The sequence below is a fragment of the Caballeronia cordobensis genome, assembly GCF_001544575.2.
Classification (GTDB): Bacteria; Pseudomonadota; Gammaproteobacteria; order Burkholderiales; family Burkholderiaceae; genus Caballeronia; species Caballeronia cordobensis.
The window spans coordinates 426,256-445,636 of sequence record NZ_FCNY02000001.1 but is presented as its reverse complement, the minus strand read 5'-3'; the positions used below and the strand labels follow the sequence as shown (position 1 = coordinate 445,636).

Below are 19,381 nucleotides of genomic sequence, written 5' to 3'. Positions count from 1 at the left end.
ATCACGTCCATATGATTCTGCCGCTTGCCGTAGCTGACAAGCGGCTTTCTTTTTGGTTTTCCTGTTTACCGGCGCGTGTGCGTTACGCCGCCGAGACGACGTCGCCGCTCACCTTCACCGAGCCGCCGCGCGCCAGTTCCCCCACGATCTTTTCGACGAGCGCACGGCGTTCGTGAGACGCCGCGAGCGTGTCGGCGGCGGCGCGCATCGCGCGGGCGTGTTCCGTCATCGAGAGGATTGCGTCGAACGGCATGGCGCGCGCTTCCATCAACTTGAAGACGATCAGCACCTTGAGCGCGTTCTTCGCGTTGCGCGCGGGATCGGCCCGCAGATAGTCGAGGCGCGAAGCCGCCGTATCGAGCGCGCGCGCAATGTCGGTGAACGGCGCGCCGTGTCCCGGAATGACGATCTCCACGTCGAGCGTCGCGATGAGATCGAGCACGGCGCGCTCTTCCGCGAAGCCGCTTTCGCCTTCCAGTTCGGGAAAGATCACGCCGAAGCCGTTTTCCCACAACGCGTCCGCGCTGATGAGCACGCGCGTCTCCGGGCAATACAGCATCAGCGAATGCGGATCGTGGCCCGGCGCGCCGAGCACGTTCCAGTCGAAGCCGCCGAGCGCGAGCGTCATGCCGTTTTCGATCGTGCCCGTGAAGCCGAAACGATCGCAGCGCTGGCCGGTCGCGCGGAAAGTGAGCGCTTCTTCGTCCCACGCGCGCACGGCGTGCGCTTCGCTCGCGGGAATCAGCGTGTCGCACGCGTAGGTTTGCTGGAGCAGCGCATTGCCGCCGCAATGATCCGAATGCAGATGCGTGTTGACGATCAGATCGAGCCCGCGCGCGCCGAGCGTGCGCTGCACGAGCGCCAGCGTCTGCGGCGCATGCGACGCATAGCCCGTATCGACCATCGCCGTGCCCGCCGCGCTCGTGAACAGCACGTTGTTCGACGAGAGCCAGCCGCGTTCGAGCACCGTGATCGACTCGGGCAGCGCCTTCATGCGCCTTTCTCCAGTGGCATGACGACGATGGTCGCCGTCGCTTTCATTACGCTTTCGCCGAGCTGGTTGCGCGCGCCGCCTTCGAGCTTCACGAGATCGCCGTTCAGGCTCGGCTTCCACTTCGCTTCGGTGACGCGCCAGTGCATCGTGAGCACGTCGTTCGCCTTCACCGCGCGCGTCAGCCTGATGCCGAACTCCAGGCCGAGCGGTTGCGCGTCGCGTGAGAAATGCGCGGCGAGCATCGCCATCAGATGCGCGGTCGGCTGCGTGCCCGATGCGATCAGCGTGCCGAAGCGGCTCGCGCGCGCATAGGCGTCGTCGTGATGCAGCGGGTTCGTGTCGTTGACGAGCGTCGCGAAGTGCCTGATCGAGTCGGGCGGCAGTTCGAGCGTCGCGTCGAACGATTCGCCGATCGTCACGACGCGCGCGCCTTGCCGGCGGCTCTCGACGCGCGCGAGCACGGCGCGCTTTGCGTCATCGTCGCAGGCGGCCCACGCGGCGATTTCGTCGAGCGTGCGAAAACAGCCGTCGCAGAAGCCGGTTTCCGGATTCATGCGGCACACATCGACGCACGGCGATGCGACGGTCATGACTTCGCGCATTACGACACGACTTCGCGCAGCGCGACGTCCGCGACGGGCGCGCCCGTCAGCTCGATCAACTCCTGCGGCGACAGATTGAACACCGCGTGCGGATGCCCGGCGGCGGCCCACAGGCTGTCGAGCGCGAGCAAGTCTTCGTCGATGAGCGTGACCGGCGTGACCGCGTGGCCGATCGGGCACACGCCGCCGATCGCGTAGCCGGTTTTCTCGCGCACGAACTTCGCATCCGCGCGCGCCAATTCGCCGACGCGCGCCGCGACCTTGGCTTCATCGACGCGATTCGCGCCGCTCGCGATCACGAGCACCGGCGCGTCGTCTTTCTTGCGGCGAAAGAGAATCGACTTCGCGATCTGCGCGACCGCGCAGCCGAGCCCCGCCGCCGCTTCCGCCGACGTCTTGCCGGTCTCGGGCAGCATCACGACGTCGTGCGGATGCCCGCGTTCCTTCAACATGAGCGCGACGCGGCGCGCGGATTCGGGTAATGAATCGATCATCGTGTTCCTTTTCGGCTCAGGCTCAGGCGCAGGCGGCGGCGCCGTCGCGCTTCTTCGTGAGGATCGCACGGCCCGCGCGCGACGAACTCGGCTTGTTGATGGCGCGCGAAATGAAATCGCCGATCTCGACGAGCTGATCGAGATCGACGCCCGTCTCGATGCCGAGCCCGTTCATCAGATACACGACGTCTTCCGTCGCGACATTGCCGGTCGCGCCCTTCGCATACGGACAGCCGCCGAGACCCGCGACCGACGCGTGATAGATCTCGATGCCTTCGAGCAGCGCCGCATAAATGTTGCCGACGGCCTGGCCATACGTATCGTGGAAATGGCCGGACAGACGCTCGCGCGGAAACACCTTCTGCACCGCCGCCATCACTTCGCGCGTGCGTTTGGGCGTGCCGACGCCGATCGTGTCCGCGATGTCGATTTCATCGCAGCCGAGCGCCTTCATCCGCTCGACGACATCCACGACCGATTCGATGCTCACTTCGCCCTGATACGGACAGCCGAGCGCGCACGAGATGCTGCCGCGCAGCCGCATGCCCGCGTCTTTCGCGGCCTTGGCGACCGGCTCGAAACGCGCGATGCTCTCCGCGATGCTGCAATTGATGTTCTTCTGCGAGAACGCCTCGCTCGCCGCGCCGAAGATCACGATTTCGTCCGCTTTCGATTCGAGCGCGCCTTCGAAGCCGCGCATGTTGGGCGTCAGCACCGAGTAGATCGTGCCCGGACGGCGCTCGATGCCGGTCATGACGGCGGCGGCGTCGGACATTTGCGGCACCCACTTCGCCGACACGAACGAGGTCGATTCCACGTTCACGATGCCCGCCCGCGCAAGCCGGTTGACGAGCTCGATCTTGGTTTCGGTGGGCACGAATTCTTTCTCGTTCTGCAGGCCGTCGCGCGGCCCGACTTCGACGATTTTCACTTTTGACGGAATCATGGCTGTCTCCTTTTCCATGCGATGGGTTCAGTATCCGCGCCTGAAATCGACGATGCCGCTGATCGGCTCGCCGCGCGCGAGCGCCCTGATCTTGCCGGCGATCTGCACGATGCTTTCCTCGCGCAGCGTTTCCGCCGAAATGTGCGGCGTGACCGTCACGCGCGGATGCGTCCAGAACGCGTGATCCGGCGGCAGCGGCTCGGTGTGGAAGACATCGAGCGTCGCGGCGGCAAGCTGGCCGCTGTCGAGCGCGGCGATCAGGTCGTCATCGACGAGATGCGGGCCGCGCGCCACGTTCACGAGATACGCGCCGCGCGCGAGCCTCGCGAACGTGCGCGCGTTCAGCATGCCTTCGGTGTCCGGCGTATGCGGCAGCAGATTGACGAGCACCTTCACGCCGTCGAGGAAGGCGTCGAGCTGTTCCGCGCCCGCGTGGACCTGCACGCCTTCGATCGTCTTCGGCGTGCGGCTGTAACCGCGCACGGGCACGCCGAGTTTCAGCAAGCCCTTCGCCACTTCGCCGCCCAGCACGCCGAGCCCGAGCACGCCGACCGTGAACGATTCGCGCGCGTGCTGCGGCAGCTTCTGCCAGCGGCCTTCGCGCTTGAGCGCGTCGTATTCGTCGAAGCGGCGCAGATAGCGCAGCACGCAATACGTCGCGTATTCGACCATCTGCTGCGCCATGCCGGTGTCTTCGAGACGCACGAGCTTCGCGTTCGGCGGCAGTGTGCCGGGTTCCTTGCGCTCGACATCGAGGATCGCATCGACGCCCGCGCCGAGATTGAACACGGCCTGAAGATCGGGGCGATTCGCAAATAGCTCGTGCGGCGCGCGCCAGACGATCGCGTAATCGGCGGGAGCCGTGTCGCCCGGTTCCCAGACGCGCAGGTCCGCATCCGGCAACTCGCGGCGCAGGCCGCCGAGCCAGGCGTCGAGGTCCGCGTTCTGTTCGTAGAAGATGATTTTCATGGCCGCATCGATCGGGTTCAGTTGGCGTGCGTGTGTCCGCAGGCACGCTCCGCCTGCTCGACGCTCACGTTCTGCGCAGCGTCCGCGCGCATGCCCAGACGCTCGATCAGCTTGCGGTCGGCTTCGGCTTGCGGATTGCTCGTCGTCAGAAGCTGGTCGCCGTAGAAGATCGAATTCGCGCCCGCCGCGAAGCACAGCGCCTGCAGCGCTTCGTCCATCTGCTCGCGTCCGGCTGAGAGACGCACCATCGCCTTGGGCATCGTGATGCGCGCAACCGCGATCGTACGCACGAACTCGAACGGATCGAGCGCTTCCGTGCCGGTGAGCGGCGTGCCCGAGACCTGCACGAGATTGTTGATCGGCACCGATTCCGGATACGGCTCCATGTTCGCGAGCTGCGAGATCAGCCCCGCGCGCTCGCGCCGCGATTCGCCCATGCCGACGATCCCGCCGCAGCACACGTTGATGCCCGCGTCGCGCACGCGCTCCAGCGTGTCGAGCCGGTCCTGATACGTGCGCGTCGAGATGATCTGGCCGTAGAACTCCGGCGACGTATCCAGATTGTGGTTGTAGTAATCGAGGCCCGCGTCGCTCAGCGCTTGCGCCTGATGTGCTTCGAGCATGCCGAGCGTCACGCAGGTTTCGAGGCCCATCGCCTTGACGCCGCGAATCATGTCCTTGATCGGTTCCAGATGCCGGTCCTTCGGATTGCGCCACGCCGCGCCCATGCAGAAACGCGTCGCGCCATTGGACTTCGCGACTTCGGCCGCTTTCAGGACTTCATCGACGTCCATCAGCTTTTCGGCCTTCAGGCCCGTGTCGTGATGCACCGACTGCGGGCAATACGCGCAGTCTTCCTCGCAGCCGCCCGTCTTGATGGAGAGCAGCGTGGAAAGCTGCACCGCGTTCGGATCGAAGTTTTCGCGATGCACGGTCTGCGCGCGATACAGCAGATCGTTGAACGGCAGATCGTACAGCGCGACGACATCGGCGACGCGCCAGCGCTGCATCGGTTGCGGCGTGGCCGTGGAAGGGGTCTCGGCAGCGATTTGTTGCGTCATGGTTCAATCCTTTCGATGAAGCGGGTGAGTCAGAACGCCGATATCGAGCGCCTCGGCGGCGCGCTTTGCGTCGTTCGGCGCGAGATGCGGAATCACGCCGATGAGCGGCGCGTCGATGCGTTGTTTCAGTGAAGCGATGTTCTCTTCCGGGTACAGCATGGCCGGATCGATGCGATTCGCGACCCAGCCCGCGAGCTTCAACCCGCGCGAGGCGATCGCTTCGGCGGTCAGGAGCGCATGGCTGATGCAGCCGAGCCGCATGCCGACGACAAGCACCACCGGCAGATTCAGCGCGACGGCGAGATCGGCGGTGTCGTGCGTGTCGGTCAGCGGCACGCGAAAGCCGCCGACGCCTTCGACCACGACGATATCCGCTTTCGTGACGGCAAAGCGATGCGCGTCGACGATCCTTGAAATATCCAGCGTCATGCCTTCGCGCGCCGCCGCGATATGCGGCGCGATCGGCTCGCGCATCATGAACGGCGTGCGAATCTCGTTCGGCAGCGCGACGTTCGCGGCGGCGTCGAGCTGATCGGCGTCTTCGTTGTGCAGCACGCCGTCGCGTTCGATCGCGCCCGAGGCGATCGGTTTCATCGCGGCGGCGGAGAGGCCCGCGCGCGCGAAGCCGTGCAGCAGCGCGCACGAGACGAAGGTCTTGCCGATCTCGGTATCCGTGCCGGCGACGAAGAAAGATAAAGCGCTCATAGGCTGTTCAGGGCGTGATCGAGCCGCGCGAGATCGTCTTCGCTGTGTGCGGCGGAAAGCGAAATGCGCAGGCGCGACGTGTTCTGCGGAACCGTCGGCGGACGAATCGCGGGCACCCAGAGACCGTGCTTGTCGAGCGCGGCGGCAATGGCGAGCGTTTCGTCGTTGCCGCCGATCACGAGCGGTTGCACGGCGGTATGCGAATCGACCGGCATCCAGCGCGTGCGTTTGAGCATCGCACGCGTGGTTTCGATGAGCGACGCGAGATGCGCGCGCCGTTGGTCGCCTTCCTCGCCCGCGATGATTTCGATGCTCTTCGACACCGCATGCGCGACCGCGGGCGGCGACGCCGTCGTGAAGATATACGGACGCGCGCGCTGCACGAGCCATTCGACGACGGTTTCATCCGCCGCGACGAACGCGCCCGAAACGCCCGCCGCCTTGCCGAGCGTGCCGACATAGACGAGATGCGGCGAGCGCAACTGCAGCGCCGCGAGCGCGCCGCGACCTTGCGGGCCGAGCACGCCGAAACCGTGCGCGTCGTCGACGACGAGCCACGCGCCGTATTTTTCCGTGAGCTGCACCAGACGTTCGAGCGGCGCGATATCGCCGTCCATGCTGAACACCGTGTCGGTCACGATCAGCTTCGTCGCGGCTTCATCGCGCGAGGCGTCGAGCATGGCGTCGAGCGCCTGCATGTCCGCGTGCGGATAAATCTGCGTCTCGGCGCGCGAAAGGCGCACGCCGTCGATCAGCGACGCGTGATTCAGCGCGTCGGAGAACACGAGCGTGCCGCGTCCGGCGAGCGCCGTCACCACGGCGAGATTCGCCATGTAGCCGGTGCTGAAATAGAGCGCGCGCGGCGTGTCGACGAAACCGCCCGAGAACGCGGCGAGATCGTCTTCGAGTTGCGCGTGCGCGCGCGAATGGCCGCCGAGCAGATGCGAGCCGCCACTGCCGGCGCCGTAGCGCGACGCGCCCTCGGCCAGCGCCGCGCGGATCGCCTCGTGCGCGGCAAGGCCGAGATAATCGTTGCTCGCGAAGCCGACGATCTCGCGGCCATCGACGGTCATATGCGCCGAGCACGCGCTGTCGATGGTCTTGCGGCGGCGGCGCAGGCCGCGCGCGTCGATATCGGCGAGGCCCTGTTCGAGCGTGTCGTACAGCGCTTGCGAAGTGGCGGTGCTCATGCTGTCTCCGCAAGAGTGGCGTCGAGCGTTTCGCGCATGCGTCGCGCGAGGAGATGGAGTTCGTCGTCGGTGAGGATGTACGGCGGCATCGCGTAGACGGTCGTGCCGATCGGGCGCATCAGCAGTTCGCGCTGCAGTGCCTGAGCGAAGAAGCGGCGCGAGAACGTTTTGTCGGCGATATCGACGTCGAACGCGAAGATCGTGCCGCGATTGCGCAGGTTGCGCACGCGTTCGTGTTGCGCCAGCGGCTTCAGCGCTTCGTTCAACAGCGCCGATTTGCGGCGATTTTCCGCAAGCACGTTCGCGCTTTCGAACAGATCGAGCGTCGCCAGCGCGGCGCGGCACGCGAGCGGATTGCCCGTGTACGAATGCGAATGCAGAAAGCCGCGCGTGACGTCGTCATCGTAGAAGGCGGCGTAGATCGCGTCGCGCGTGAGCACGATCGAAAGCGGCAGATAGCCGCCGCTGATGCCCTTCGAGAGACACACGAAATCCGGCCAGATATTCGCCTGCTCGCACGCGAAAAACGTCCCGGTGCGCCCGCAGCCGACCGCGATTTCATCGGCGATCAGGTGGACGCCGAATTCGTCGCACAAGGCGCGCAGTTGCGTGAGATACGACGCGTCGTACATCGACATGCCGGCCGCGCATTGCACGAGCGGCTCGACGATCACCGCCGCGAGATGCGCCGCGCGTCGCTCGAACAGCGCGCGCATCGCGGCGATGGCTTCATCGACGCCCGCCGCGCCCGGCGACGCGACCACGTGCGCATGGCGAATCAGCGGATCGTAAGCGTCCTTGAAGAGGGCGACATCGGTGACGCCGAGTGCGCCGATGGTCTCGCCGTGATAACTATTCGCGAGACAGGCGAACTCGCGCTTGTCGCTCTGTCCGCGATTGCGCCAGTAGTGAAAGCTCATCTTCAGCGCGATCTCGACCGCCGACGCGCCGTCCGACGCGAAAAACGCATGGCCGAGCGTGTGCTGCGTGAGCGCGGAGAGGCGCTCGGCCAGCTCGACGGCGCTCGTGTGCGTGCAGCCCGCGAGCATCGCGTGTTCGAGCGTGTCGAGCTGATCCTTGAGCGCCCGGTTGATGTCGTCGTTCGCGTGGCCGAAGAGATTCACCCACCACGAGCTGATCGCATCGAGATAGCGCTTGCCTTCGTGGTCGTAGAGCCACGCGCCCTTGCCGCGTGCGATCGGCACGAGCGGCGCGCGTTCGTGATGCTTCATCTGGGTGCACGGATGCCACACGGCTGCAAGCGAGCGGGCAACCCAGTCCTGATTGGCTTCTGTGTTCAAAAACGGCTCCGAGGCCCGCGCGCGATGCCGGACCGGATACTTCGGGCAGGCATCGAAGCGCCTGCGTTGCTGGGAAAACTGCGTGCGTCAATTATCCCTAAAACATGCGCAACCTTCCGTATTCGGAAGGTTTTTGCGCCATGCGTGTGCGCGCAATGGAAATGCGAAAACGCGCTATCGCCTCTAACTTCGCCGATTTCGATGCGTTGTCGCGCGAAAGACGCAAAAACGCCGGCGCGAAGGCCGGCGTTCGAGACGTGCGGGAAAGCGCGTTTCAGCGCGAGGCGGTCTGCGTCTCGGCCGCCTGATCGTTCCAGACGACGCGATTGTTCACCGCATAGAGCTTGCACGGGTCCGCGCTCTGCTTCTGGCAACTCGCGATGGCGACGGCCATCGGATCGTCGCCGCCTTCGGCCCACGACCACGCGCCGGAATCCGACACGGCGAACGCGCGGCTCGAATACTGCGAAAGGAAGTTGCGATAGCCGGCGCGGCCATTGTCATCGAGAAAGGGCACGGACTGCACCGCGTCGAGATCGGCGAAGGTGGTCGCCTTCGGCATGTGCGGCTCGGAAACCTGATATTGCACGGACGTCGGCATGCCGATCTGCGCGAGGAACGCCTTCACGCGCGGCCACCAGACCTGCACGCCGTCGCGATCGCCGACCAGCCGGTGCGCGTCGTTCTTGTAGGTGCCGAAATCGACCATGCTCGAGCGCGCGCCGTGCGACGTGAACGCGGCGTACATCTGCGCGGAGAGATCGCCTTGCCAGACCGAATCGTTGTCGCCGTAAAGCCACAGCGAGGGCAGGCGCACATGCTCGCCGTAAGCGCCGAACGCGTTGACGAGATTCTTCTGCCAGCCCGCGCATTCGTCCTGACGCAGCCCACCCGAAAAGTTGATGAGACCGCGCACGCCGGGCGCCGCGACGGCATCGCGCGCGCCATAGGCGATCGTCGTCAGGCCGCCGTGCGACGTGCCCGCGACCACAATATGCGTCTTGTCCACATACGATTGCGCGCTCATGTACGCGACGGTCGCGGCGACGTCCTGCGCCTGCGCGAAGCCGTTCGCCTCGACGTTGCAGCCGTGACCGGTGTAATCGCCACCCGAGCCCGCGAAGCCGCGGCGGTTCGGCACGACCACCACGTAGCCGTGGCGCACGAACTCACGCGCGAGCGCGACCGGACGATTGCGCGGCTGCGCGTGCGAATCGCCGGGCAGCTTGCCGTGGTTGAAGACGATCATCGGGAACGGGCCCGCGCCGTCCGGCTTGAACACGGTGGTTTCGAGCGCGATATCGCCTTCGGGAATGTCGATGACGCTTTCATTCAGACCGTTGGCGACGGCGGGCAGGCCGGCGTCGAGCGAATCGGGGATGCGCGAGAGCGATTGCGTGAACGCGGGCGCCTGGAGACCTTCGGACTGACGCACGCCGCCGATGGGTTCGGCGCGCGCCGCGGATGTGACGAACGACGTCGCGAGCGAGCACACCATGCTGCATCCGACTAACCAGGTTCTGATCGCCATCCGTTGAACTCCGACCGCGCTTCCAATCAATGCGTTGATACGGCGTGACCCTGACAACTTTTGAAGTCAAACCTATCGCGCTGCTCGTATTGAGCAGTATCGGCTGCGGGTTCCGGGAGTCATGCCCGAATAAGGCATGACAATTGGCTTCAAAACGGGGCATCGCTGCGAACGTCCAGGCACGGAAATGACTGCGCCCTGACGTAACAGAGATTAACCGTTCAAAATTGCACTGCACAATAAGTGCAACCCCGTAACTGTTTAATCTGAAAGGAAATTCTTAGGAAATTACTACCGCGGCGCGGACTATATTTCTGAAGTCCATATTTACTTTTCTTTTATCTGACCATCGACATATATCCATCGTCCGGCGGCGTTGCGCGTGAAGCGGCTGGCTTCGTCGAGCCGATGCGCCCGCCCGCCCGTCTTGTAGCGCGCGACGAACTCGACTTCTTCGTGATCGGCATCGATTTTCGTATGGCGTCTGATTTGCAGGCCGAGCCAGCGCGTGCCGTCGCCGGAAGCGTCGAGGTCGGGCGGGCAGGTCGATTCGGCCCACGTCGCGCGCAGATACGCCGTGTCGCCGAGCACGTAGGCGGTGTAGCGCGAACGCATCAGTTCCATTGCGTTCGCGGGCGCTTCGCCGCGTTCGATGAAACGCCCGCAGCACTCGTCGTAACGCGGTGCGCGTGCATCCGGGCGCTGGCCGGGCGCGGCGCCGCCACAGGGGCAATCCACCGGTTTCATTCAACGACGCCCGGCATCTCGACGTGACGCGGCTGGCTGCGCACGCGATCGAGCCACGCGCGGATCGCCGGATAGCGCGACAAATCGACATTCGCCTGATCCGCGACGTGCGTGTACGCGTACAGCGCGATATCCGCAATCGTGTAGCGTTCGCCGACGAAGAAGGCGCGCGTCGCGAGATGCCGTTCCATCACGTCGAGCGCGCGGTACGAGCCCGCGATCCTGTCGGGCAGGCGGGCGTCGTCGGGCTGCTTCAGGAATTGCAGGATGAAGCGCGCCACCGCGACGAACGGCTCGTGACTGTACTGCTCGAAGAACATCCATTGCAGCACTTGCGCGCGTTCGAGCCGGTCGGCGGGAAGGAGTGGCGAACCGTCGGCGAGATAGGCGAGAATCGCGCCGGATTCGGCGAGCGTGGTGTCATCGTCGATGACGAGCACCGGCACCTTGCCATTTGGATTGAGCTTTTTGAAGGCGTCGGTGCGGGTCGCGCCGTTCATCATGTCGACCTCGTGCCAGACGTAAGGCAGGCCGAGCTGTTCGAGGACGAGGCGAACCTTGTAGCAGTTGCCGGATGCGGACACGCCGTGTACCTGATAAGTCACTTTCGCTCCTCGTTGAGGTTTCACCATTCGATCTTCGTGCCGTCGTACTGCACGAAGGTGCCGTTGAACTGTTCGCGCAGCGCGCCCGCTTCGGCGATGACCGCGCGCATGCCCGAGACGCTGTGCGCAACGTCGATTGCCGCCGACGGCCCGCCCATCTCCGTGCGCACCCAGCCCGGATGCAGCGCGATGCACGCCGAATGGCGCGATTCCAGCGCCGCCGACTTCAGCGCCGAATTGAGCGCCGCCTTGCTCGCGCGATACAGCCAGCCGGTCGTGCCGCTTGCCTCGGCGATGCTGCCCATCTTGCTCGACACGACCGCGAGCACGCCGCCGGCGGCATCGGTGAGCGGCAGGAGCACGGGAATCAGCTGCATCGGGCCGCGCACGTTGGTGTGCATCACCTGATCGAAATCCTCCGCGGCGATGGACTCGACGCCTTCCGTGCGCGGGCCGTACACGCCCGACACGACGATCGCCACGTCGAGCTTTTCTTCGTCGAGCTGCCATGCGAGCGCGGCGATCTGCTCGGGTTGCGTGACGTCGAGGGGGAAGGTTTGCGCGCCCATCGCGTCGAGCGCGGAGAGCGAGGCTTTGTCGCGGGCCGTGGCGAGCACGCGCCAGCCGTCGCGGACATATTCGCGGGCGAACTCGTGGCCGAGACCGCGCGACGCGCCGACGATCAATACCGTTTTCATGAGCGAACCATTCCGTGTGTGGGCGACCTTGCGACTATAGCGCGCGACCCGCTGTCGCGCCGCGTTCGCCGGCGTTTCGGCTATCGTTGTGCGCTTTCGAATACGTAAGACCACGAAGATGATGCATACCGATGTCGTGATCGTCGGCGCGGGGCCGGCCGGCTTGTGTCTCGCGAATGCGTTGAGCCGCACAGGTTTGTCGATCGTGCTCGTCGAGCAGCAGCGTATCGATGCGCTGGGCGAGCCCGCCTTCGACGGGCGCGAGATCGCCTTGACGCAAAAATCCGTCGCGTACCTGAAGACGCTCGGCGCGTGGGAGCGCATCGATGCGCACGCGAAATCGCAGCTTGCCGACGCGCGTGTCTTCAACGGATCGTCGCCGTTCTCGATGAAGATCGGCCACGCCTTGAGCGGGCACGCCGAACTCGGCTGGCTGGTATCGAACCATCTGATCCGGCGCGCGGCGTTCGAGGCGGTCGAGCATCTTCGCGATTCGGGCGCGGCGATTCGCGTGATGGCGTCGGAACGCGTGACCGATGTCGATACCGACGCGTGCGGCGCGCGCGTGCGGCTCGAAAGCGGCGCGACGCTCACGGCGCAACTGGTCGTGGCGGCGGACAGCCGTTTCTCCGCGACGCGCCGCATGATGGGCATCGCCGCCGAGATGCACGATTTCGGCAAGTCGATGCTCGTGTGCTGCATGACGCACGACGCGCCGCACGATCACGCAGCGTGGGAATGGTTCGGCCATCGGCAGACGCTCGCGCTTTTGCCGATGAATGCCGATCCGCAGAGCGGCGCGCATCGATCGTCGGTCGTGGTGACGCTCGGCGCGCGCGAGATCGAACAACTGAATCAGCTCGATGCCGATGCTTTCGATCGCGAGATCGAACGCCGTTTCGAACGACGCCTCGGCGCAATGTCGCTGCGCTCGACGCGGCATGTTTATCCGCTCGTGTCGGTTTATCCGAAGCGCTTCGTGGCGAAGCGTTTTGCGACGGCCGGCGATGCGGCGGTCGGCATGCATCCGGTGACGGCGCACGGGTTCAACTTCGGGCTGGCGGGCATAGAAACGTTGGCGAGTGCGATCGCGGATGCGCGCGCGGCGGGGCTGGATATCGCGAGCGATGCGCTGCTCGCGCGGTATGAGCGGGAACACAGGCAGGCGACGCGGCCGCTTTATCTGATTACGCGGTTCATCACGGAGGTGTATACGCGCGATTCGCTGCCGGCGAGGATTGCGCGCGATGCGATGCTGCGGATCGGCGAGCGATTGACGCCGTTCAAGCGCGTAGTGGCGACGTCGTTGGCGGGGTGAGTGAGATTTAGCCTATTTCGTTTGGATGACTAGGTATCTTTCGGGCGGGTTCGATAGAGTGATGGCTGTCGCAATGTCGAGAAGGAGCCGAATATGTCTGGAAAGATCGTCCAGCAAGAGTACCCTTGGAACTTAACTCCGGAGGAGTTACGCGAGATTCAGGAGCGCGCAGCCAAGGAGCGGGAAATCGAGCTCGAAGTCCGGCGCCGCATGGGGCATAAGGTCGATATCGACGAGGCCGCGTTCATCGACGCGCTTCTGAGTTTTCCAGCGGTCGACGTCGAAGATTGGATTTTCGATCGTAGTCTGGAGCGGGAGTTGATCGCAAAAGGAGCGCTGGATGTATCTCGCTGACACGAACGTCATCAGCGAGACTCGCAGGGAAGAACGTGCGAACAATGGCGTGCGCGCGTTCTTTCGTCGAAGCAGGCTCGAAGGTGAAACCGTTCATCTTTCGGTCGTCACGGTTGCGGAACTCCGGCGAGGCGTCTTTCGCCTGCGCAACAAGGGCGATGCGAAGCAGGCCGCAACGATCGAAGCCTGGACCGAAGGTGTTTTCGAGGCGTACGCCGAAAAAATCCTGCTGGTGAACGTCGAGATAGGCAGACTCTGGGGGCGGCTTCGCGTGCCGCACGCCGAGCCCGCCTTGGATAAGCTCATCGCCGCGACGGCTTTGGTTCACAACCTGACGGTCGTGACGCGCAACGAGAAGGATTTCAAGATCGCGGGCGTCAAAACGCTCAATCCGTTCGATTGAACCGGCCCGGCGTCTCCCGGGCCGCCCAAACAAAGCCTCAAACCAGCTCCACCCCCATCGCCGTAGCCTCCCCGCCACCGATACACAAACTCGCCACCCCACGCTTCAGCCCACGCGCCTTCAACGCCCCGATCAACGTAACAAGAATCCGCGCGCCCGAAGCGCCGATCGGATGCCCGAGCGCGCAAGCGCCACCATTCACATTGACCTTGTCGTGCGGCAGATCGTGCTCGCGCATCGCGGCCATCGTCACGACGGCGAACGCCTCGTTGATCTCGTAAAGATCGACATCGCCCGCGCGCCAGCCGTTCTTGTCGAACAGCTTGCGAATGGCGCCCACGGGAGCCGTGGTGAACAACGCCGGCTGCTGCGCGAACGTGCTATGCCCGACGACGCGCGCAACCGGATTCACGCCGAGCCGCGACGCCGTCGATTCCCGCATCATCACCAGCGCCGCAGCGCCGTCCGAGATCGACGACGAATTCGCCGCCGTCACCGTGCCGTCTTTCGCGAACGCCGGCTTGAGCGAGGCAATCTTTTCGATGTTGGCCTTGAACGGCTGCTCGTCGCGCTCGACGACGACATCGCCCTTCCTGCCCTGCACCGTCACCGGCGCGATCTCCCACTTGAACGAGCCGTCCTCGTTCGCCCGCTGCGCGCGCCGCAGCGATTCGATCGCGAACGCATCCTGCGATTCCCGCGAAAACGCATACGACGACGCGCATTGCTCCGCGAACGTGCCCATCAAACGGCCTTTCTCGTACGCGTCTTCGAGGCCGTCGAGGAACATGTGATCGAGCACCTGGCCATGCCCCATGCGCATGCCGCCGCGCGCTTTCGGCAGCAGATACGGCGCGTTCGTCATACTCTCCATGCCGCCCGCGACGATCACATCGACCGAGCCGGCGAGCAGCATGTCGTGCGCGAACATCGCGGCGCGCATGCCGGAGCCGCACATCTTGTTGACAGTCGTCGAGCCGGTCGAGAGCGGCAGCCCCGCGCCGAGCGCGGCCTGACGCGCGGGCGCCTGGCCTTGTCCCGCGGGCAGCACGCAGCCCATGATCGCCTCATCGATCTGCTCGGGCTTCACGCCCGCGCGTTCGATCGCCGCGGCAATCGCCGCAGCGCCGAGTTGCGGCGCGGTCAGCGCGGCGAAATCGCCCTGGAACGCGGCCATCGGCGTGCGCGCCGCCGAAACAATAACGATTGGATCTTTCTGTGTCTCACTCATGTTTCATCTCCTTGATGACGTCTCGAATGACGCCGGGAACGTCTCCCAGACGGGCCGCATCGGACGCGAGCACGTCGTTTTCCGTGGGATGCGCGCCGCCGCGCGTCAACGCGGCGATGCACGACCGGTACACCGGATCGATCTCCTCCTGGCCGCCGATCATCATGCCCATGTTGCGCAGGCGGCCGTCGTGCACGCCGTAAGTCCAGCCATGCACGGTGAGTTCTTGTCCGCGCGCCCAGGCATCGTTGACGACGGTCGTGCGGCATACGTTGATGGTCTGCTCGATCGTGTTCAGCTCGACGAGCCGGCGATGCCGCGCGTCGCCGATCGGCCAGTCTTCGAGCAGCGCGGCGTGCTTTTCGCGCACGTCCTCGACGTGACGCAGCCAGTTATCCGCGAGACCGACGCGCCGCCCGACCAGCGCCGCGCCCACGCCCGAACAGCCGTAATGGCCGACGACCATGATGTGCTTCACCTTCAGCAGATCGACGGCGAACTGGATCACCGAGAGACAGTTGAGATCCGAATGCACGACCACGTTCGCGATGTTCCGATGCACGAACACCTCGCCCGGAGGCAAGCCGATGATCTCGTTCGCCGGCACGCGCGAATCCGCGCAGCCGATCCACAAATATTCGGGCGTCTGCTGATGCGCGAGCCGCTCGAAGAATTTCGCGTCTTCGTCGAGCTTGTGCGCGACCCAGTTCTGGTTGTTCGCGAACAGATGGGCGAGGGGATTGTTGTCGTTGCTTTCGTTCATGTTCATTGAGTAATGCGGGGACGCACGCGCTCAGGCGGCGCGCGCGTCCGGTCGGCCGGGCAGCTCGAAGCGCTCCGGATAACGGATGCAGAATCGGACTTCCCGGTCATAGGGAAAGAAATCGGCGAGTTCGCCGCGCTGCAGTTGTTCCTTGTGATGCTGCCAGAGCGCGGGGTCGAAGAAATCCGCGTGATGGCGCATGAACGCCTCGCGCACGCGCGGATCGCCGAGCAAAAACGTGCCGTACGTCTCGGGGAAGATATCGTGCGGCCCGACGGTATACCACGGTTCGCCGGACATCTCGTCTTCCTCGAAGCGCGGCGGCGGGACGCGGCGCACGTTGCAATCGGTCAGGTACTCGATTTCGTCGTAGTCGTAGAACACCACGCGGCCGTGGCGTGTCACGCCGAAGTTCTTGTACAGCATGTCGCCGGGAAAGATGTTCGCCTGAATCAGCTGCTTGATCGCATCGCCATACTCTTTGATGCCGTGATCGATTTCGTCGGCGCTCGCGTTTTGCAGAAACAGATTGAGCGGCAGCAAGCGGCGCTCGATATACACGTGCCCGATGACGAGATTCTCGCCTTCGTATTCGATCATCGAAGGCGCTTCGTTTTCGAGTTCGCGGATGAGCGCGTCGTCGAGACGCGCGACGGGCAGCGCGACGCTCGAATATTCGAGCGTATCGGCCATGCGGCCCAGCCGGTCATGCCGCTTCACGAGCTGATACTTGTCCTGGATCTTCTGGCGCGTGGTTTCCTTCGGCGGCGGAAATGCGTCCTTGATGAGCTTGAACACATACGGAAACGAAGGCAGCGTGAAGACGATCATCACGAGGCCCTTGATGCCCGGCGCCACGATGAACTTATCGCTCGAATGCGACAGATGATGCAGCAGGTCGCGATAGAAATCGTTCTTGCCCTGCTTCTGCAAACCCACCGACGTATAGATCTCCGCCTTCGGCTTGCGCGGCATGATGGTGGCGAGGAACTGCACGAACGCCGACGGCACTTCCATGTCGACGAGAAAATACGAGTGCGAGAAGCTGAAGATGATGAGCACCTGCTCGCGCGTCAGCAGCACGGTATCGAGCGCGAGCAGGCCGGGCGACGTGTGCCGGATCGCGATGGCGAAAGGCAGGAGCGCATCGCCGTTGATGATGCGCCCGACGACATACGCCGCCTTGTTGCGAAAGAACAGCGACGACAGCACGTGAATCTGAAAATTCGGCGCGGGCGTGAGATTGCCGAACTCGTCCTGCAGCGCCTGCATCACGCATTGCACGTCGCGCGGCAAATCCTCGAAATGCGGCTCCAGCTGAAAATTGGTGACGATGCGTTCCAGCGTCGCGGCGAGGCCGTCGCGCTCCGGGTAATACGCGCGATACGTGGGCTTCGCGGCGGGCTCGTCGTTCTCGATGTATTCGGTCGAGATCGCCGGCCGCACGAAAATGAAATCGTTGTTGAAATACGAACGATGCAGGATCTTGCAGCACACCGAGTTGAAGAACGTTTCGGCGCATTCCGGCTGGCGGTGCGTCGTCAGCAAGCCGATGTAATGCAGCTTGATCTGCTGCCAGACGTCGTCGTCGATATTCTCGGCGTCGTATTCGTCTTCGAGCAGCGCCACGCACTCCGCGACGCGATCGTCATACGACGTGATGCGGTCGCGCGCAAGCTGCTGCACCGCATGCCATTGTGCGCGCTCGAACAGCGTCTTCGCCTCGATCGCGGCCTCGCGGAACACGCGGTAGTGGTGCTCGAAGCCTTCGAGTATCGTCTTCGCGACATCGAAGCCGATTTGCGACGAGAGCAGCTTGGGAAAGTGATTCATGTCGTCGGCCCTGCGCTTCGTAACGGCGTCGGATCACGCGGCTTTCGGCTTGCGCGTGCGCTTGTCGGCGCCCGAAGCGAGCAGCGCGCGGCCCTGTTCCTCGTAGGCGGCGAGCTCGGCGAGCGTCGTGTTCAGGTCTTCGAGCTGGCGCGTCAGCACTTCGCGATGCGCGGCGATCGTATCGACGAACGCCTGAAGCTGCGTCGCGGTGCCGGTGGGCGAATCGTAGAGATCGAGCAGCGTGCGAATCTCCGACAGCGTGAAGCCCAGGCGCTTGCCGCGCAGCGTGAGCTTCAGGCGCGTGCGGTCGCGCGGCGAATACACGCGCCGCAGGCCGTTCGAGCCTTCGCGTTTCGGCGCGAGCAGGCCCTGATCTTCGTAAAAGCGAATCGCCCGCGGCGTGATGTCGAATTCGCGCGCCAGTTCGGTGATCGTATAGTGCGTCGGTTGAGTCATCGCGGGCGGACAGCGCAAAAACGCGCGCAACGTTAGAATGGACGTTTACGTTATCGTCAACTTAGCCAAATTGCAACGCGGCGCAAACCCGGAGACGGCACCGAATGAACGCACTCGAACACCAGCTCGACTATGTTTTCGCCGATGCATTGCCCGAATCCGGCGGCGTCAGGGAAGTGGCGCCGGGCGTGTTCTGGCTGCGCATGCCCCTGCCGTTCGCGCTCGATCACATCAATCTCTGGCTGCTGCGCGATGAAATCGACGGTGAAAAGGGCTGGACCATCGTCGATTGCGGCATTTCGAGCGACAGCATCCGCGCGAACTGGGAGCGCGTGTTCGATACCGCGCTCGACAGCTTGCCGGTGCTGCGCGTGATCGTCACGCATTGCCATCCGGATCATCTCGGGCTGGCGGACTGGCTGTGCAAGGGCGGCGACAAGGCGCGCTGGAACGTGCGCCTGTGGATTTCGCTCGGCGAATACGCGATGGGCCGCGTGATGGCAGCGGGCGACGGCTCCAACGCGGGCGGCGCGCGCGCGGCGGCGCATTTCGCGGCGCACGGTCTGACGGACGAAGCCTCGCTCGATGCTTTGCGCGGCCGGGACAGCTACTATCCGACGCTCGTGCCGTCGATTCCGGCGGAATACCGGCGTATCCGCAACGGCGATGTCATCAGGATCGGCGCGCGCGAATGGGAAGTGGTGACGGGCTACGGACACTCACCCGAACACACCGCGCTGTTCTCTGCCGCGGACAAACTGCTGATTTCCGGCGACATGGTCTTGCCGCGCATCTCGACGAACGTCTCCGTGTTCGCGGTCGAGCCGGAAGGCAATCCGCTCGCGCTCTATCTGGAATCGCTCGGCCGCTACGAAACGATGCCCGCCGATACGCTCGCGCTGCCCTCGCACGGCAAGCCGTTTCGCGGCGTCGCGACGCGCATCGGGCAATTGCGGGAGCATCATCGCGCGCGGCTGGCGGAAGTGCGCGAGGCGTGCGCGCAGCAACCGTGCAGCGCCGCCGATATCGTGCCGATCATGTTCAAGCGCAAGCTCGACATTCATCAGATGACGTTCGCGCTCGGCGAAGCGCTCGCGCATCTGAATCTGCTCTGGCTCGATGGAACCCTCAAGCGCAAGACCGGCGATGACGGCGTGATCCGCTTCTCGCCGGCCTGATC

General features: G+C 64.5%; 21 protein-coding genes. 4 read left to right on the top strand and 17 right to left on the bottom strand.

The annotated features are described in order from the left end of the window. Window positions 1–82: 82 nt before the first annotated feature. The 13 genes from AWB70_RS02080 to AWB70_RS02015 form a co-directional block, all read right to left on the bottom strand. Window positions 83–994 carry an MBL fold metallo-hydrolase gene (locus tag AWB70_RS02080; protein ID WP_053567300.1) on the bottom strand — a complete coding sequence of 304 codons (912 nt, stop codon included), beginning with the start codon at window positions 992–994 and terminating at the stop codon, window positions 83–85. Continuing rightward, complete coding sequence (locus AWB70_RS02075) at window positions 991–1,548, bottom strand: DUF1289 domain-containing protein (RefSeq protein ID WP_235024135.1); 558 nt, start codon at window positions 1,546–1,548, stop codon at window positions 991–993. The genes AWB70_RS02080 and AWB70_RS02075 overlap by 4 nt, the downstream gene beginning before the upstream one ends. Before the next feature lie 47 nt (window positions 1,549–1,595). Then, window positions 1,596–2,090 carry a YbaK/EbsC family protein gene (locus AWB70_RS02070; RefSeq protein WP_014190154.1) on the bottom strand — a complete coding sequence of 165 codons (495 nt, stop codon included), beginning with the start codon at window positions 2,088–2,090 and terminating at the stop codon, window positions 1,596–1,598. A 22-nt stretch (window positions 2,091–2,112) separates the two neighbouring features. After that, entirely contained in the window at window positions 2,113–3,036 is a 924-nt protein-coding gene (locus AWB70_RS02065; RefSeq protein WP_014190155.1) for a hydroxymethylglutaryl-CoA lyase, read from the bottom strand. 27 nt (window positions 3,037–3,063) lie between these two features. Next, window positions 3,064–4,005, bottom strand: coding sequence for a 2-hydroxyacid dehydrogenase (locus AWB70_RS02060; protein WP_053567301.1), 942 nt, complete (start codon window positions 4,003–4,005; stop codon window positions 3,064–3,066). A 17-nt stretch (window positions 4,006–4,022) separates the two neighbouring features. Continuing rightward, window positions 4,023–5,066, bottom strand: a complete 1,044-nt coding sequence (bioB, locus tag AWB70_RS02055; protein WP_053567302.1) for a biotin synthase BioB — start codon at window positions 5,064–5,066, stop codon at window positions 4,023–4,025. A 3-nt stretch (window positions 5,067–5,069) separates the two neighbouring features. Further along, the gene (bioD, locus tag AWB70_RS02050) at window positions 5,070–5,771 is read right to left on the bottom strand and encodes a dethiobiotin synthase (RefSeq protein ID WP_053567303.1); all 702 of its coding nucleotides are present in this window, start codon (window positions 5,769–5,771) and stop codon (window positions 5,070–5,072) included. Further along, complete coding sequence (gene bioF / locus AWB70_RS02045; protein WP_053567304.1) at window positions 5,768–6,961, bottom strand: 8-amino-7-oxononanoate synthase; 1,194 nt, start codon at window positions 6,959–6,961, stop codon at window positions 5,768–5,770. Before bioF ends, bioD begins: the two co-directional genes overlap by 4 nt. Next, window positions 6,958–8,262 (bottom strand): adenosylmethionine--8-amino-7-oxononanoate transaminase, encoded by a 1,305-nt coding sequence (locus AWB70_RS02040; RefSeq protein ID WP_053567305.1) that lies wholly within the window; start codon window positions 8,260–8,262, stop codon window positions 6,958–6,960. The genes bioF and AWB70_RS02040 overlap by 4 nt, the downstream gene beginning before the upstream one ends. Window positions 8,263–8,536: 274 nt before the next feature. Continuing rightward, a complete protein-coding gene (locus AWB70_RS02030) occupies window positions 8,537–9,793 on the bottom strand; it encodes a dienelactone hydrolase family protein (RefSeq protein ID WP_053567306.1) in 1,257 nt (418 codons plus the stop codon). A gap of 327 nt (window positions 9,794–10,120) precedes the next feature. Then, window positions 10,121–10,540, bottom strand: a complete 420-nt coding sequence (locus AWB70_RS02025) for a YchJ family protein (RefSeq protein ID WP_053567307.1) — start codon at window positions 10,538–10,540, stop codon at window positions 10,121–10,123. After that, window positions 10,537–11,145 (bottom strand): glutathione S-transferase family protein, encoded by a 609-nt coding sequence (locus tag AWB70_RS02020; RefSeq protein ID WP_082378021.1) that lies wholly within the window; start codon window positions 11,143–11,145, stop codon window positions 10,537–10,539. The genes AWB70_RS02025 and AWB70_RS02020 overlap by 4 nt, the downstream gene beginning before the upstream one ends. A 20-nt stretch (window positions 11,146–11,165) precedes the next feature. After that, window positions 11,166–11,843 (bottom strand): SDR family oxidoreductase, encoded by a 678-nt coding sequence (locus AWB70_RS02015; protein ID WP_053567583.1) that lies wholly within the window; start codon window positions 11,841–11,843, stop codon window positions 11,166–11,168. A gap of 88 nt (window positions 11,844–11,931) precedes the next feature. Between AWB70_RS02015 and ubiM the strand changes: the two genes are divergently transcribed. The 3 genes from ubiM (at window position 11,932) to AWB70_RS02000 (ending at window position 13,918) form a co-directional block, all read left to right on the top strand. Further along, window positions 11,932–13,161, top strand: a complete 1,230-nt coding sequence (gene ubiM / locus AWB70_RS02010) for a 5-demethoxyubiquinol-8 5-hydroxylase UbiM (protein WP_268760488.1) — start codon at window positions 11,932–11,934, stop codon at window positions 13,159–13,161. Window positions 13,162–13,254: 93 nt separating this feature from the next. Then, complete coding sequence (locus tag AWB70_RS02005; protein WP_053567310.1) at window positions 13,255–13,515, top strand: hypothetical protein; 261 nt, start codon at window positions 13,255–13,257, stop codon at window positions 13,513–13,515. Then, window positions 13,502–13,918, top strand: a complete 417-nt coding sequence (locus AWB70_RS02000) for a type II toxin-antitoxin system VapC family toxin (RefSeq protein WP_053567311.1) — start codon at window positions 13,502–13,504, stop codon at window positions 13,916–13,918. Before AWB70_RS02005 ends, AWB70_RS02000 begins: the two co-directional genes overlap by 14 nt. A gap of 37 nt (window positions 13,919–13,955) precedes the next feature. On the opposite strand, the gene AWB70_RS01995 is transcribed toward AWB70_RS02000, so the two are convergent. The 4 genes from AWB70_RS01995 to AWB70_RS01980 are packed head-to-tail and all read right to left on the bottom strand — an operon-like array spanning window position 13,956 to window position 18,201. Continuing rightward, complete coding sequence (locus AWB70_RS01995) at window positions 13,956–15,149, bottom strand: acetyl-CoA C-acetyltransferase (RefSeq protein WP_053567312.1); 1,194 nt, start codon at window positions 15,147–15,149, stop codon at window positions 13,956–13,958. Continuing rightward, window positions 15,142–15,918: a carbonate dehydratase gene (can, locus tag AWB70_RS01990; protein WP_014190168.1), complete on the bottom strand. Its 777-nt coding sequence runs from the start codon at window positions 15,916–15,918 to the stop codon at window positions 15,142–15,144. Before can ends, AWB70_RS01995 begins: the two co-directional genes overlap by 8 nt. A 24-nt stretch (window positions 15,919–15,942) precedes the next feature. After that, entirely contained in the window at window positions 15,943–17,745 is a 1,803-nt protein-coding gene (aceK, locus tag AWB70_RS01985; RefSeq protein WP_014190169.1) for a bifunctional isocitrate dehydrogenase kinase/phosphatase, read from the bottom strand. A 33-nt stretch (window positions 17,746–17,778) separates the two neighbouring features. Beyond that, on the bottom strand, window positions 17,779–18,201 hold the full coding sequence (locus tag AWB70_RS01980) for a MerR family transcriptional regulator (RefSeq protein ID WP_014190170.1): 423 nt from the start codon (window positions 18,199–18,201) through the stop codon (window positions 17,779–17,781). Between the two features lie 104 nt (window positions 18,202–18,305). Here AWB70_RS01980 and AWB70_RS01975 point away from each other — a divergent pair, with 104 nt between their 5' ends. Then, window positions 18,306–19,379, top strand: a complete 1,074-nt coding sequence (locus AWB70_RS01975; protein WP_053567313.1) for an MBL fold metallo-hydrolase — start codon at window positions 18,306–18,308, stop codon at window positions 19,377–19,379. Window positions 19,380–19,381 lie beyond the last annotated feature (2 nt).